We start from the raw sequence: 14,823 nt of genomic DNA, 5'->3' as shown, positions 1-14,823 counted from the left end.
TCGTTGCCGATGTTGGTGACCTCGTGCGCCACGATGAGGTGGTGTTTGGCATCGACCGCCGTCTGCACGTTGTAGCCCACCATGCCCGCGCCCTTGGCCTGTGAGTTCATCGACCGGGCATCGGGATCGGTGGTGGAGCACTGACCATCTGGCTCGTTCTTCAACTGCTCCCGGGTCTCGTCGAGTTGCCGCATCTGCTCGCGCAGCTTGCGGATCTTGTCCGTCAGTCGCTCGGTCTTGGCCTCGACCTCCGCAGGCTGGGTACGGTCGGCGGTCTCCAGGGCATCGAGGTAGCGCTGGATGCTTTGTTCGATCTGACGCTGACGAGCGTCGACCTTGCCCGGGGTGAAGTTGGCGTCGCGGCTGTTGACGGCTTTGAACTTGCTGCCATCGATGGCCACGATGGCCTGGGAGAAGAGCTTCAGGTCGCGGCACAGGCCGATGAAGCGCTTGCAGACGTTGCGGATGCCCGCGCTGTTGTGATGGCGGAAGTCGGCGATGGTCTTGAAGTCCGGGGCCAGGCGGCCGGTGAGCCACATGAGCTCGACGTTGCGTTGCGCTTCGCGCTCCAGGCGTCGGCTGGACTGGATGCGATTGAGGTATCCGTAGATGTAGAGCTTGAGCAGGACACTCGGGTGGTACGCTGGCCGGCCGGTGGCTGCAGGGTCTGCACCTTGGAAGCCCAGTGAGCGCAGGTCCAGCTCTTCAACGAAGGCGTCGACGACGCGTACCGGGTTGTCCTGGCCGATATAGTCGTCAAGGCACTCGGGTAGCAAGGTGACTTGCTCGCGGGACTCGCCTTCGATGAATCGCTTCATGGGCACCTCGCTTGAACAGGTGACCTGATTTTATTTTTGAGAAGGCGTGGGGGGAAGTGTTTTCACACAGCCTCGGCCAGAAGCCGAACTTAGTGATCCCCGTTCAATTTTTCGCGTAGATGCTTTGTCGGCCTGGTCGGCGACGGCTAAAGTCGCTACCCATTGACCGGCCTCGAAAATCTGTCGCAAGAAGATGACTCTGCCCAAAATGCTCGGGAAAAAGCTCAAGGACGACGAGGTGCTCCAACTACTGGAGGACTGTCAGGCCGGTCCGGTCACTTACGAATTTGACCGCCTGCATGAGGGCACGCCGGATTCGTACTGGCTCGAAGTTCTCGGCGAGGGCTTCGCGATTCGGTTTGACGAGGCGCAAACGCTGAAGACCATCCATTGCTACGTCGTGCCTGTGGATGGCTTCTCGGCAATCGATGCCAGGCTTCTAGGGGTTCCGCTCTATGCCACGCGCGACGAGATACAGCGTGCATCGACCGAGGTGGGCCTTCGCGTTGTTATGGGTGATGCGGATATTCCCGCGCTCCGTCTTCAAACGGCGTGGGCGCGCGTTGAGGCTGAGGACTTTTGGACCCACTATGAGTTTCGGGCCGGAGTTTTATGCATGGTGAACCTATCTCTCCCTCGTTAGTAGACGGCCAGAAGCGGACGTTCCGGGACGAGGCTGAAATTCAAAGCTGACAACCGACACCAGCGATGAAGTTCGACGTAACGCGCGAGCTTGCTGCTCACAGGGCGACCAGCTTGCACCGTTAGCGTTCGCTTGTGAATCGAGTGCGGACGCAACCCTTAGGTAACTAGGCGTTGACGAGCACAACGTAGCGCTTGCTGCTGCTGCCCTCACTGAATCCCGAAATCGATACCCACATTCACGTATCCGATGGGCGCAAACACCCCGCTTCCCGTGTATTGCAGTTGGATGGAATCTCCTTGCGCTCCAGAAAGGGAACCCGCCGCACCCACGGTCGTGGATGTCCTGCGCATCCCGCTCTGCAGGGCGGCCCCGGCGTTCGCCGCAATAACGCGCAGGCCATCCGCGGTGATCGCGATTCCTTGCCATTGGCCACTGCTGCCTGTAGCTCGCCAGGATGCGCCGAAGTCGTCCGACTGGTACATCCGACCTCCGGCCGTCCCTGCCACGACGAAGCGCCCGTCCGATGAAGTCGCGAGACCGCGCCAGTCGCGAGCAGTGTCCTCGGCCTCCCAGCTCGCTCCGTAGTCCTCCGATCTCCACAGGGTGCCCGTGTCGACCGTTGCATACATACGTCTTCCGTCGGCCGACACCCTCACGGCCCACCAAAAGTTGCCACTGGCCCTGGCCGTCCAGGTGACTCCGTAGTCCGTCGACACGTAGAGCTGGGCGCCGTTCGTTCCCGCCACCTGAACCCGTCCGTCGGCCGAGATGCTCACGGTGCGCCACGCGCGATTGCTGTCACGGCTCGTCCAACTGGCACCGCCGTCACCCGAGGTCCAGACCTGGCCGAGGTACGCCACCGCGGTAAGGCGCATGCCGTCAGAGGAACTCGCCACCGAACTCCATGCACGCGCTGATCCATCGTCCGCCCAGTTGGCGCCCCCATCCGTGGAGGTGAAGATCGAGCCTCCGTTGGTCGTGGCGACGAGCCTGAGCCCATCGCTCGATGACGCGACGCTGCTCCAGGTTTGCCCGATGAGCCTCAGCGTCCAGGTCAGGCCCTGATCCATCGAGGTGTAGAGCTCGCCGCTGGCGGATGCGGCCACGAGCCGCGCGCCGTCTGCCGAGGAGGCGACACCAACCCAATTGCCTGTGATCGAACCGGTCGCCCAGCGAATGTCCAGGCCGCCGGGTAGTCCAAGCGTGCTGATGCGCTGGCCCGCGTTCTGCGCGATCGTCCATCCTCCCGTGCCCACGCCGCTGACCTTGACCCACTCGCCCACAGTTGGCGCGGCTGGCAAGATGATGACGGTCTTCGCGCTCGAGTTCGCCAAGTAGCCCGTGTTGGATTCGGCCTGGATGGCCGCGCCCGTCACGTCGATCCATCGCGTGTCGGCGGGCGCGGCGCTGCACACGTAGGCGGTAAAGCTCACCTCGCCGGCGCCCAGGACGCCGTTGCCGTCGAGATCCAGTCCTGAGGCCATGCGCTGCCCGCCGTATTGGCAGGTGGCACCGGGCGGTTCGGCCGCGAAGGAGATCAGGCTGTCACGGCCCGATGAACCCGAGGGGCCCGTCGCCCCTGGGCTGCCATTGCACACATAGGCGGAGGTGGAAACCTCGGCATCCTCGAGCGTGCCGTTCGCGTTCGTGTCGATGCCTGCAAGCACCTGCGATCCGCCCTGCACGCAGTTCGCGCCGGCGGGTTCGGCGCGCATCCGGACCAGCGTTGCGAGTCCCGCCGACCCGGCGACGTTACAGACGTACTGGGTCGACGTCACCTCCTGATCCGCCAACACTCCGTCACGGTTGACGTCCACGCCCGCGTCGACACGCAGGCCACCTGCAGCACACTGGAGCCCGGTGCTCTCCTTCATGGCGCGCATCAAGGCTGCCGGCAGCGGCTGCGTTGCAGGATCCGCGGCCGATCCCGCCCGTACTCCGCCATCATTGCCACCACCGCCGCAGGCTGACATCACCAGGGGCAGCAAGAACAACGAAAGACCAAGACGGCGGACGAAGCGTCCGAAATTGCGGCGGGACATGTCGATACCTGTAATTGCAGTGCTACAGCGATCCGTAATTCTCTCAAGAAACACATTTTGAAACAATCAAAAAAACGACGCCTTTGCCAAAGAACATGGCCATTAGATAAGCGGTCTGCGAACGTCGTTGCGGCACGCCAGTAACCCCAGCGGTAGGGCCCCGTGGCCATCCGTAAATTGCACCCGCTGGCGCCATCCAACCTTTGCGCACCGCGCCGTTGGACCTTCGCAAATTTGATTTCGCGCGATTGGACCCGCGCTTGTTTGCCGCTCTTGGATCGACCTGTGGGCTCGCGACCGGCTGCTTCGGACGAGGCCCAATGTCTCAGATGGGCCCGTTCACGACAGCGGCGCGACCGGCTACAGTCGGCCAGGAGCGGTCACTCGGTAGCGAATTCCAATCCTTTAGTTTTAATCCTGCGGGAAACACGATGCGCATTGCAAAGACCGAATTGACCTGGGCCAGACTGATCGAACGACTGAAGCTTGCAGTGCTGCGGATGCACGCCAGGACGGACTGAAGTCGGCCACAACCGGTCATTCGAACAGGGTGCTTGTCGGCCCTAAAACGTGTAGACAACGCCTCGATGAGCGATTTCAATCTTCTGACCATTTCCGCAGTTCAATCCCATATTGGGCCCGTGATTGCTACATATCTCGGTGCAGATCGCTTCGCCGAGATGAAGCCACTTCAATGGGTTGACAGTAAAGATGCGCCTGTTCGCCGTGTCTTCGCCTACGCACAACTCAAAGGCGGAGTTATTGCGCCGCGATGGGGGTATTCGTTCGATTTTGTGCCGCACCTCGTGGCGGGAAAAATGCAGTGGCATCGCACCGAGAAATCGGCAATCTTTGATGCGTTCATCGACGGACAATCCGCAGAACTCAACCTCTCGTACATGTGGGGTGAACAGAGCCTCCTAGAAGGCATGACACCCCGGCTTTCAAACGCCGTGCGACAAGCGCAGGACTTCTGGCAGTTGGGTCGGCAAGCGACTTCGGTATACGACCAGGTTGTCGCACTGAGTAACCGCCCCGAGGCAGGCATGTACACACAGTTGCCGGTGGCAGCCGCGTTTTGCCATGCACTTTCAGGGCGCGAAGAAGATGCGCGTCGTGCGATGGCGGCTTATATTGCTCGAGGAAAGCCACGCGAGGACACGGTGCCGAAGCTATGGTCAGCTCTCGACGGTGCGCTCGAGGCTGGGCTTCGAACCCAGACGGTCTGAACCCGGCGACTGCTAGCTGGCCGGCCACTTTCCCTCGCGACGAACTTCCGCTTCGAGCCCTTTGCGCCAACAGTGCGTGAGGCTACAGTCGGCCACAACCAGCCGTTCGCAGTGTTCGGCAAAATTCGGCCATCACCGGACCTACGTAGATGAACGCGACCGTTTCTCCCGAATCCATGCACATACGCAAAGCCACGCTCGACGACGCTTCGGCAGTCAGCGCGCTGATTCTTTCGTTGGCGCACCATTTCCTATTGCGAGCCGACGGTTCAGGTGCAGAAGGTTTCTTGCTTTCGCTTGAGCCTGAGGGCATTGCACGAAACATCGGTGCCCCAGAGCTCGATTACTACGTTGGCACGGCCGCCGGCCAGTTGATGGGAGTAATTGCCGTTCGCAACGGAACCCATCTATTCCACCTCTTCGTTGGCCATCCTTTCCAACGAGCGGGCGTTGCAAGGGCGCTTTGGTCTCACATTAAAAAGGCCTATGGATGGCCTTCTGCCTCAGTTGCGACCACGGTCAACTCAACGCCCTCTGCACTGTCTTTTTATGAGCGCATGGGGTTTCACACGGTCGGTGCACTCGTAGAGACGAAGGGCATCGCTTACGTCCCGATGCAGCTCGCTCAAAATGAGCCGTTCTAGCTGACGAGCGGCAGGAAAAATCGTCGCCCAGAGACCGCTTTGGAGCACCTTTTAGGCCCGCTTTGGGCCCGAAGCGGCTGTACGCCGAACCCCGAAGCAGACGTTCAAGTTTCGGGTCTCATCGGTTTGGCCTGAACACCAGCCGGCATGCCAAGAGGGCCAAGGCGGACGTGACACCGAATCCCTGGGCAAAAGTGATTGCGTCCGAGTACCATCGCCAACTCAGGATTCCGCACTCGAGACAGGCCCCAAATCGAGGCAGGAGAAAAAACGCCCGAAGCGTTGCGACGAGCGCGGCGCCACCCGCAATTCCTGCTGCGGCGATAGAGAAGACAGCCGCCCAAGTCGTGCGCTGTCTTAACCGCCAGAGCATGACGAAAGTGACTGGAATCAATAGGGTTCCGAAGGGGAGAACTCCAAAAAGGAGGAAATCTTGTATCGACGTGCCAGTCATACTTCGCAAGCAACAGGCGTTGGATTTGACGGTCGGGAGTTGGCCGATTCTCGCCGCAGCAGTGCGCTACGAAATCATCGATCAAATACGCGCCGCAAGTATTTGAAGCATCTTGGCGAGGCCGGTATCCGTTGAGCCATAGGCATAGTCGAAGTATTCAATCTGCAGCCACTGTGCTTCTTGGCCTGGATGAACGTACTTCTCAAAATCGTCCACCAGCAACACCTGCTGCGGAAGCACGCCAGGGACAAATTGAAGGTCTTTTGTCTCACCATGCCAAGTGATGTACTCCATATCCGCGAACCAGGCGGGCGCGACTTGCTCGTCCACCAGCAAGCGCGCGATCTTTCTGAATCGTTCTTCCTTGACGGTGGTGAACATAACGATGCGAGGAAAAAGTTCGGCGCAACGAGTCAGGAACTCAGCCAGACCTGGCCGGGGTATCTGGCTCATTGCGTTTGAGATCAAGGTACCTTCGAGATCAAGGGCAAGGACGTAGTTCTTCATGAAGGGGAATATGCCGCTTCGGAGAAAGAAGATGTGCGGGATTCAATGAAAGATGTTCGATGCCAGCTGGGTCGTTCAGAACGTCTCCTGACCGTACACAGCCCGATTTCGTCGAGTTGTGTTGGTACAGCGAACGGCTGTTTGTGGCCAATGGGTCGGCTCGTATGCTCACCCTTCCCACTGCTTGAGCACAACAGGTTCGATAGGGTCGCCCGGCCAGAGCTGCACGAGGTAGTGGTCGTCGCCCTCGAGCTCATCTGTCGATAGCGAACTCAGGCCTGATGCGGACAGCCGTACTCTGAATGCGCCAGGTTGCACGTCGAACCGTCGCGCATCGGGAAAATAGTCAGTACACCCCGCTATCACGAGCGGTCCAGTCGCAACGACCAATGAACCCTCAACAACGTGATCGAAGTTGCCGAGCGCGCACAACGGCTCAGCCTCGAGAATCTCCAGCGTTACCGGAACATTCATATTGCGTGCGGTCCCAAAACCGATCACGCCTGTCGAGACAGCAAGCATGCGGCGTGTTGCAGCGTCATCCCAAGCGTCCGACAGACTTCCTTCGGCTGTCGCGTCTTGAAGATAAAACTGGTAGTAGTCGGCGAAAATCTCAAGGCGATGTGAACTCATGTGATGAATGCCTTCGGCCGGTCGGCCGACGTTGGTTTTGCGAGCGACGCTGGTTGAGATTCGAGGATGAATGACCGGTCCTGACCGAGCCCGAAAGTCTGGCCTCGACCAACGGCAGCCCGCTTCCGCTGCATAGCCGCCATCAGCAAACCAACGTCGAACGCTCGCAGCGGGTCGACTGTTTAATTCACAGACTAACGCAGCAGACATTGGGTCAGCCTTGACCAGGCGCCAAGCAAATCAGGTTAGATAAAGCCTCCATCCACAGTTAGCTGAAATCGCGCAGCGACCGAGGCTCTGGTTGCTATCGAGCGGCAGTGGCCAGAGTGGCTGAACTCCGGTCTGTCTCGGGTCAGTAGGCACCCATGTAGTCGCGCTTACCGATCTCGATACCGTTGTGGCGCAAGATCGCATAGGTGGTGGTCACGTGGAAGAAAAACTGCGGCAGTCCATAGTGCAGAAGATATGCGCCTGCGGTCAGCTTCTTTTCCTTGGGGGTGCCGGGGCGCAATACGATCTCGCGGCTCTCGCTTGAATCAAATTGCTCAGACTTGAAGGAGCCGATATGGGCCACAGCTTTGGCGATCAACGCTTGCAGGTCGGCGAAGCTGACCTCAGTGTCGGGCCAGGACGGCACCTCGGCACCAGCCAGGCGGGAGGCAATGCCCTTGGAGAAGTCTGCGGCGATCTGTACCTGACGTACCAGCGGAAACATGTCAGGGAACAGCCGCGCCTGCAGCAGCGCATTGGGATCGATATTTTTTTGCGTCGCGTGGTCTTCGGCCTTCTTGAGCACGTCGGACAGGGCGCGCAGCATCTGCTGCATGACGGGAACGGAAGCGTTGTACAGCGGGCTGGTCATAGTGAGTTCACTTCTAAAAATTGGGCGCGATGGCCGAAGTTGGCGTGGCAGAGGCCTGCCGACCATGTGAGGCTAACAGCACAGGGCGGACAGCTTCCGCTGAGACGTCCCCGACGAACAACCTCAACCGAATCGAATTCGGTCCATCGCGAAAGCTTTAATCGTCGCGCCCAAACGAACCCCGCTCTTCAGGCGGGCCGCGAAATCCGCGGCCCGCAGACCAGCTGCTAACCGCCGGTCTCAGGCGTTGCGCTTCGCGCCTTCTCGTTCAACTGAAACAGTTCGCCGGCCTTGCGCGCCAGTTCAGCCGCAAGCCAGAGCAGGTTGTCCAGCTGTCGAGGTCCGTCACCGCTGCACCAATCGACATCTTCCCCGTGGCATACCCACAGAAGAGCTTCGAGTTGAGACAGGGTGTTTTCGAGACGATCCGCCGGGTCTTGGGCGTTGTCTTCGGAAGCTACCGGCGTGCGAGGCCGGGCTATAGTCTTGGTAGCCATTTTTGTGCGGTCCTTTAGAGGGTGTTGCACCGATTTGGTTAGACGGTCGGGGTGTTGCTGCACCCCGACCGTCGCCTTTGATACCTCGCATACGCATCGGTGCTTTGGCACCGACAACCTGCCGCGAGGCAAGCAGCCTTCCAGAATTTCAGTGGTTGTGTGTGCAGCGCCTTCCGTGTTCCCTTGATGGGTGGTTGAGTGACAGGGGCGTCCACTTTAGAGAACAGCCCACCGAAACTGCCGTTCCACGCGGCACGAAAGTCTCGGCAACCGCCAACAAATGCAGCTTCCGCAATGCCTCACGCGCGGCCTTCATGGGTACTTGCCGGCGCGTGACGAAAGGCCACATTTGCTTCGCGAGCCGCGACGTGACTGGCGGTCCACCGCTGCGCTGAAAGCTCACGTCGATGGGGTGCCTTGCGCAGCGAAATAAAGGAGGAGGCCGCAGGCCGGGGGACATTCGCGGAGCAAGGTACCCCGTCGGCGTGAGCGCCGCCCTGAACGAACCCGCATCCGATCCCTAAGGCATGCCCCGCGCCAACAAATGATCGACCAATCGGCGCTGCGGAAAACTCAACGCCTCCTGCCGCGTGCACAGGTACATGCGCCGCGAAGCCCACGCATCGGTCAGGTTGATGAAGCGCAGCTTCATCTCCTTGCGGTAAGTCACCGCCGCCCCCTCGGGCAAGATGCCCACGCCCATGCCGGCCTCGATCATCCGGCACACCGCCTCGAAGCTCTTCACCCGCACGCGCAGCCGCAGCACCTTGCGCGCGCTCATGGCCGCGTCTTCCATGGTGCGTGAAATGGCCGAGTCGTCCTCGAGCCCCACGAAGTCGAAGTCGAGCAGCTCCTCGAAAGACACCTCGCGCCCGCGCCACGGATGCTTCTGCCGCACGATGGCCACCAGCCGGTCGGTGCGGTACGGAATGAAGTGCAGCGCCGGGTCGGCCGCCTCGCTCGTGATGACGCCCACGTCGGCCTGGCGGTCGCGAATGGCCTGCACGATGTAGACGCTGCGGTGCTCCTCCACGCTCACGCGAATCTCGGGGTAGCGCTGGCGAAAGCTCGCCACGTCGTCGGGCAGGAACTGGCCCATGGCCGATGCATTGGCGTGCAGGCGCACGCGGCCGGTGGCGCCCTGCGCATAGTCGGACAGGTCGGCGCGCATGCGGTCGACGTCGCGCAATATCTGGCGCGCATGCATGGCCAGCGACTCGCCCGCGCCCGTGGGCGTGACGCCCTTCGAGCTGCGGTTGAGCAGCGCCACGCCCAGGTGGCCTTCGAGGATGGCCAGGCGGCGGCTCGCGGCCGACAGCACCATGTGGCTCTCGGCAGCAGCCTTCGACAGGCTGCCGTGCTCAATGGCGCGCAGGAACAGCGCGAGCGAATCGAGGTCGGGTCTCATCGGTGTGGGGTGGGGTTCCGGTCGGTCGGCGGGGGTCGCCATTGTCGGGCCAGCAAGCCGACCGGCCCTCACCGAAATCCTTTCGGCGGATGGTGCCGTCAGAAGACAGATCTTCCGTAAGGCCGGCCGGTCTGCCAAAAAGAAGAAGCACTTTCCGGCCGCAACACTGAAGAATCGTTGCTGCCCCGCCGTCTACCCCGGCGCGGCACAAGGCAGGCCGGCCCTCTACCGGGGCCACGCCCGCATTCCAACGAGTCCTACCCGGAGTCCTTTTCAGTCATGGCATCCCACGAACTGGCCAGCGTTGCGCTGGACGACAAATACACGGCCACCGAAGGCCGGATCTACCTCAGCGGCATCCAGGCGCTGGTGCGCCTCATGCTCGTGCAGAAATGGCGCGACCAGCAGGCGGGCCTGAACACCGCGGGCTTCGTCTCGGGCTACCGCGGCTCGCCGCTCGGCGGGCTCGACGAAGCGCTGTGGAAGGCGCAGCCGCGGCTCGAGGCCAACGCCGTCAAGTTCCTGCCCGGCGTGAACGAAGAGCTGGCCGCCACCGCCGTGTGGGGCACGCAGCAGGTGCACCTGACCGGCGAGAGCGCGGTCGACGGCGTGTTCGCCATGTGGTACGGCAAGGCGCCCGGCGTGGACCGCTGCGGCGACGTGTTCAAGCACATGAGCCACGCAGGCACCTCGCCCCACGGCGGCGTGCTGCTGGTGGCGGGCGACGACCACGGCGCGTCTTCTTCCACGCTGCCCAACCAGAGCGACCACCTGTTCGCGGCCTCGATGATCCCGATGCTCTATCCGCAGAGCGTGGAGGAGTACATCGAACTCGGCCTGCACGGCTTCGCGATGTCGCGCTTCGCCGGCCTGCCGGTGGGCTTCAAGGCGCTGGCCGACACGGTGGAGTCGTCGGGCTCCATCGCCGCCGGCGCGCTCGACGTGCACACGCGGCTGCCCGCGGACTTCGTGTTTCCGGCCGGCGGCGTGCACGCGCGCCTGTCGACCGACACGCTGGGCGTGCAGGCGCGCAAGCAGGAGGCGCTGATGCAGGACTACAAGATCTACGCCGCCATCGCCTACGCGCGCGCCAACAAGCTGAACCGCGTGACCATCGATTCGCCCAAGGCGCGGCTGGGCATCGTGGCCTCGGGCAAGTCGTACCGCGACGTGCTCGAAGCGCTGGAAGAACTGGGCATCGACGCCCACGAGGCCGCGCGCATCGGCATTCGCCTGTTCAAGGTGTCGATGCCGTGGCCGCTGGAGCCCGACTCGATCCGCGAGTTCGCCGACGGGCTCGAAGAAATTCTGGTGGTCGAGGAAAAGCGCCAGATCGTCGAGTACCAACTCAAGGAGCACCTGTACAACTGGCGCGAGAACGTGCGCCCGCGCGTGATCGGCAAGTTCGACGAACAGGGCGAATGGGGCGCGCACCCGCGCGGCCAGTGGCTGCTGCCGGCCACGGCGGACTTCTCAGTGGCCCAGATCGCACGCGTCATCGCGGCGCGCGTGGCGCGCTTTCACACCAGCGACCGCATCCGCATGCGGCTGGCGATTCTCGACGCGAAGGACGTGGTGCTGGGCAAGGCCGTGGCCACGCCCTCGCGGCCGGCCTGGTACTGCGCGGGCTGCCCGCACAACACCTCCACCAAGGTGCCCGAGGGCAGCCTGGCGCTCGCGGGCATCGGCTGCCACGTGATGGCCACGGCCATCTACCCCGAGCACAACAAGACGACCACGCACATGGGCGGCGAAGGCGCGCCGTGGCTGGGGCAGGCGTGGTTCTCCAAACGCAAGCACGTGTTCGCGAACCTGGGCGACGGCACGTACTACCACTCGGGCTCGATGGCGATCCGCGCGGCGGTGGCGGCGGGCGTGAACATCACCTACAAGATCCTCTACAACGACGCGGTCGCGATGACGGGCGGCCAGCCGGTCGACGGGCCGATCAACGTGCCGCGCATCGCGCACCAGATGGCCGCAGAGGGCGTGAAGCGCCTGGCACTGGTGGCCGAAGACCCGACGCGCTGGGCCGACCGCAGCCCCCTGCCCGCCGACCGCGACGGCTTCGTCATGACCGTGCACCACCGCGACGACATGGACGCGGTGCAGCGCGAGCTGCGCGAGTTCGAGGGCGTGTCGGTGCTGATCTACGACCAGGTGTGCGCGGCCGAAAAGCGCCGGCGTCGCAAGAGGGGCGAGTTTCCGCAGGCCGCGCGGCGCGTGTTCATCAACGACGCGGTGTGCGAAGGCTGCGGCGATTGCGGCGAGCAGTCGAACTGCACCGCGCTGCTGCCCAAGCAAACCGACCTGGGCCTGAAGCGCAGCGTGGACCAGAGCGCGTGCAACGCCGATGAGTCGTGCATCAAGGGCTTCTGCCCTAGCTTCGTGACGGTGGAAGGCGTGAAGCCGCGCAAGCAGGCACCGGTCGCGGCCATGGCTGCAGCCGAAGAGCCGCCGTTGCCTGCGCCGCCACAGCATGCACTCGAAGGCATGCACAACATCCTGATCACCGGCATCGGCGGCACGGGCGTCATCACCATCGGCGCGCTGATCGGCATGGCGGCGCACCTCGAGGGCAAGGGCGTGAGCGTGCTCGACATGACGGGCATGTCGCAGAAGAACGGCTCGGTCACGTCGCACGTGCGCATAGCGCGCGACGCGGCGCAACTGAAGGCGCAGCGCATTCCCACGGGCGAGGCCGACCTGATCCTCGGGTGCGACATGCTCACGGCCGGCGCGCCCGACGCCATCGCGCGCATGCGGCCGGGGCGCACCTATGCGCTGGTCAACACCTTCGAGCAGCCGACCGGGCATTTCGCGCAGCAGCCCGACTGGGAGTTCCCCGCCGCGCAGGTGCGCGCGCTGATCGAGGAGTCGGTCGAAGGCCGCGCCGATTTCATCGACGCCACGCAGCTCGCCACACGGCTCATGGGCGACGCCATTGCCGCCAACCTGTTCCTGCTGGGCTTCGCTTTCCAGAAAGGCTTCGTGCCGCTGTCGGCCGAGGCGCTGAACAAGGCCATCGAGATCAACGGCGTGGCCATCAAGGCCAACCAGGCCGCCTTCCGCTGGGGCCGCAAGGCGGCGCTCGATCTGGCCGCCGTCGCGCGGCAGGCCGCACCGGCGAAGGTGGTGGCGCTGCAGCGGCCGCAGAGCTTCGAGGCGCTGGTGACGGACCGCATCGCGTTCCTCACCTCGTACCAGAATGCCGCTTACGCGCAGGGCTATGCCGAACTGGTGGAGCGGGTGCGCGCAGCCGAACACCGCGCGCGCGGCACCACGCTGCTCGCGAAGGCGGTGGCCTCGGGCCTCTTCAAGCTCATGGCCTACAAGGACGAGTACGAGGTTGCGCGCCTGTACACCGACAAGCGCTTCATCGAGAAGCTGTCCGAGCAGTTCGAAGGCAAGCCCGTGCTGCGCTTTCACCTGGCGCCGCCGGTGCTGGGCCGCCGCGATGCGCAAGGCCATGCGGTGAAGACAAGCTTCGGGCCGTGGATGATGAATGCGTTTCGCGTGCTCGCGAAGTTGCGCGGGCTGCGCGGCACCGCGCTCGACGTGTTCGGCCGCACGGCCGAGCGGCGCATGGAGCGCCAGCTGATCGCCGACTACCGCGCGATGGTCGAAGACGTGGTGGCGCGATTCGACCGCATCGACTTCGACACCGCGCTCGCGCTCGCACGCCTGCCGGAGCAGATTCGCGGGTTCGGGCATGTGAAGGAGGAAAGCGTGGTCTCGGCACGAGTGCGGTGGGGCGCGCTGGCGAAGCAACTGGACGCGAGCGTTCCCCGCGCCCCAAAGCCTGCACCGAAGGCGGCGGCACTGGCCGCCTGACACGGCATGCGAACACGGATGCGCCGCGCGCGAGAGCGGCGCATCCGCAACAAACGGCGCGCTGGCCTGCCTGGATCGACGAGTGGGTGTGGATCGACAGTGTGGTGCAGGTCACCGCGGTGCTGGCGGTGTTCATGGTGCGCTGGTGCGGCGTCAACCGCATCGGCTAGCTAGCCCTGCAGCAGCGGCAGCTCCAGCGTCTGCCAGTTGCGCAGCATGGTGATCTGGCGGCGCAGGTAGTCCGTGGGGATGGCTTGCGACCCCCAGACGTCGATGCGCCCCGAATACTCGCCCAGCAGCCAGAACTGCCGGATCGACATGAAGCGCGCAATGGCCGCCAGGTCGGCATCGGCCACGGGCCTCACCTCGCGATACGCCGAAATGAAGTGCAGCCACTTGGCCTTGGCCTTGTCGCTCGCCACGCCGTCGGGCGTGTGCGGATGCAGGCTCCAGGGGTACACCGCCAGTTCGTAGGCGAGGTAGCCGGGGCCGGCCTCGTCGAAGTCGAAGAACACGGCCTCGCGGCGGCCCTTCTGCGCGCCGATGCCGTCCACCACGAAGTTGTTGCTGCCGTGCGCATCGCCGTGGCACAGCACGCGGCTCAGTTCGCCCAGCGACAGGATGTCGTCCTGCAGGCGCCGGGCCAGGGCCTCGAACTGCGGGCGCAGCTCGGCCGTCATGGTCGGGGCGCGCAGCAGGCCTTCGAGCGGGTGCAGCAGCAGGTAGTCCAGGTCCAGGCAGTAGGCGCTGCTCGGCCCCTCGTAGCTCTCGCCGGCGATGTGCAGGGCAGCCAGCCCGCGCGCGAAGGCTTCGATGTCCTCGCCTGCCTCGCTGGTGAACTCGCCGTCCAGGTGCTCGAACAGCATCAGCGCCCGCGAGCCCTCGGGCAGTTTCACCTGGATGGCCACTTCACCGTTGGCCGCCGGCAGGCAGCGCGAGACACGGCATCCGGCCTCGGCCCAGTGCCGCAGCGCGGCCGACTCGAACAAACCGTTCGGCGCGCCGCGGGGCCGGTCGGCGCACAGCCGGGCCACCACGCGTTTCCCGCTCGCAAAACTCAGTCGATAGACCTGGTTGAAGCTGCGCCGTAGAAATTCACTCTCGACGACCTCGCCCAAGTCATAGCCCGCCTGCACGAGCATCGAAATGCTGGCGGCCGTGGGCGTGGATTGCGCGATCTCGATTTGCATCCGGCTTCCAAGGGAAAAGGGCGCGATTATGCAGTGGCAGCCCTCACGACCGCCGCACC

At 63.5% G+C, this 14,823-nt stretch carries 12 protein-coding genes; 4 read left to right on the top strand and 8 right to left on the bottom strand.

What is annotated here, in order from left to right; genetic code table 11:
- Window positions 1–818 (bottom strand): transposase (locus AC0IYU_RS29895; protein WP_472124726.1); only part of this gene is annotated, 818 nt, incomplete at its 3' end.
- A 193-nt stretch (window positions 819–1,011) separates the two neighbouring features.
- Between AC0IYU_RS29895 and AC0IYU_RS29890 the strand changes: the two genes are divergently transcribed.
- Window positions 1,012–1,461 carry a hypothetical protein gene (locus AC0IYU_RS29890; protein ID WP_472124725.1) on the top strand — a complete coding sequence of 150 codons (450 nt, stop codon included), beginning with the start codon at window positions 1,012–1,014 and terminating at the stop codon, window positions 1,459–1,461.
- Between the two features lie 209 nt (window positions 1,462–1,670).
- On the opposite strand, the gene AC0IYU_RS29885 is transcribed toward AC0IYU_RS29890, so the two are convergent.
- On the bottom strand, window positions 1,671–3,506 hold the full coding sequence (locus AC0IYU_RS29885; protein WP_472124722.1) for a WD40/YVTN/BNR-like repeat-containing protein: 1,836 nt from the start codon (window positions 3,504–3,506) through the stop codon (window positions 1,671–1,673).
- Window positions 3,507–4,093: 587 nt separating this feature from the next.
- Here AC0IYU_RS29885 and AC0IYU_RS29880 point away from each other — a divergent pair.
- Both AC0IYU_RS29880 and AC0IYU_RS29875 read left to right on the top strand, forming a co-directional pair.
- Complete coding sequence (locus AC0IYU_RS29880; protein WP_435497500.1) at window positions 4,094–4,735, top strand: hypothetical protein; 642 nt, start codon at window positions 4,094–4,096, stop codon at window positions 4,733–4,735.
- 149 nt (window positions 4,736–4,884) lie between these two features.
- The gene (locus AC0IYU_RS29875) at window positions 4,885–5,379 is read left to right on the top strand and encodes a GNAT family N-acetyltransferase (RefSeq protein ID WP_472124720.1); all 495 of its coding nucleotides are present in this window, start codon (window positions 4,885–4,887) and stop codon (window positions 5,377–5,379) included.
- Window positions 5,380–5,914: 535 nt separating this feature from the next.
- Here the strand turns inward: AC0IYU_RS29875 and AC0IYU_RS29870 are convergent.
- The 5 genes from AC0IYU_RS29870 to AC0IYU_RS29850 form a co-directional block, all read right to left on the bottom strand.
- Window positions 5,915–6,340, bottom strand: a complete 426-nt coding sequence (locus AC0IYU_RS29870; RefSeq protein WP_472124718.1) for an NIF family HAD-type phosphatase — start codon at window positions 6,338–6,340, stop codon at window positions 5,915–5,917.
- A 168-nt stretch (window positions 6,341–6,508) separates the two neighbouring features.
- On the bottom strand, window positions 6,509–6,973 hold the full coding sequence (locus AC0IYU_RS29865; RefSeq protein WP_472124715.1) for a hypothetical protein: 465 nt from the start codon (window positions 6,971–6,973) through the stop codon (window positions 6,509–6,511).
- 352 nt (window positions 6,974–7,325) lie between these two features.
- Entirely contained in the window at window positions 7,326–7,835 is a 510-nt protein-coding gene (locus tag AC0IYU_RS29860; RefSeq protein WP_472124712.1) for a DUF1993 domain-containing protein, read from the bottom strand.
- Window positions 7,836–8,062: 227 nt separating this feature from the next.
- Window positions 8,063–8,332: a hypothetical protein gene (locus AC0IYU_RS29855; RefSeq protein WP_472124709.1), complete on the bottom strand. Its 270-nt coding sequence runs from the start codon at window positions 8,330–8,332 to the stop codon at window positions 8,063–8,065.
- Between the two features lie 520 nt (window positions 8,333–8,852).
- The gene (locus AC0IYU_RS29850) at window positions 8,853–9,740 is read right to left on the bottom strand and encodes a LysR family transcriptional regulator (protein ID WP_409171121.1); all 888 of its coding nucleotides are present in this window, start codon (window positions 9,738–9,740) and stop codon (window positions 8,853–8,855) included.
- A 279-nt stretch (window positions 9,741–10,019) separates the two neighbouring features.
- On the opposite strand from AC0IYU_RS29850, the gene AC0IYU_RS29845 reads away from it, so the two are divergent.
- The gene (locus AC0IYU_RS29845; protein ID WP_472124707.1) at window positions 10,020–13,574 is read left to right on the top strand and encodes an indolepyruvate ferredoxin oxidoreductase family protein; all 3,555 of its coding nucleotides are present in this window, start codon (window positions 10,020–10,022) and stop codon (window positions 13,572–13,574) included.
- Between the two features lie 170 nt (window positions 13,575–13,744).
- Here AC0IYU_RS29845 and AC0IYU_RS29840 read toward each other — a convergent pair whose 3' ends face one another.
- The gene (locus AC0IYU_RS29840; protein WP_472124704.1) at window positions 13,745–14,764 is read right to left on the bottom strand and encodes a phosphotransferase enzyme family protein; all 1,020 of its coding nucleotides are present in this window, start codon (window positions 14,762–14,764) and stop codon (window positions 13,745–13,747) included.
- Window positions 14,765–14,823 lie beyond the last annotated feature (59 nt).

This window comes from Variovorax sp. AC103 (assembly GCF_979254005.1).
This window is presented reverse-complemented; position numbering and strand designations above follow the sequence as displayed.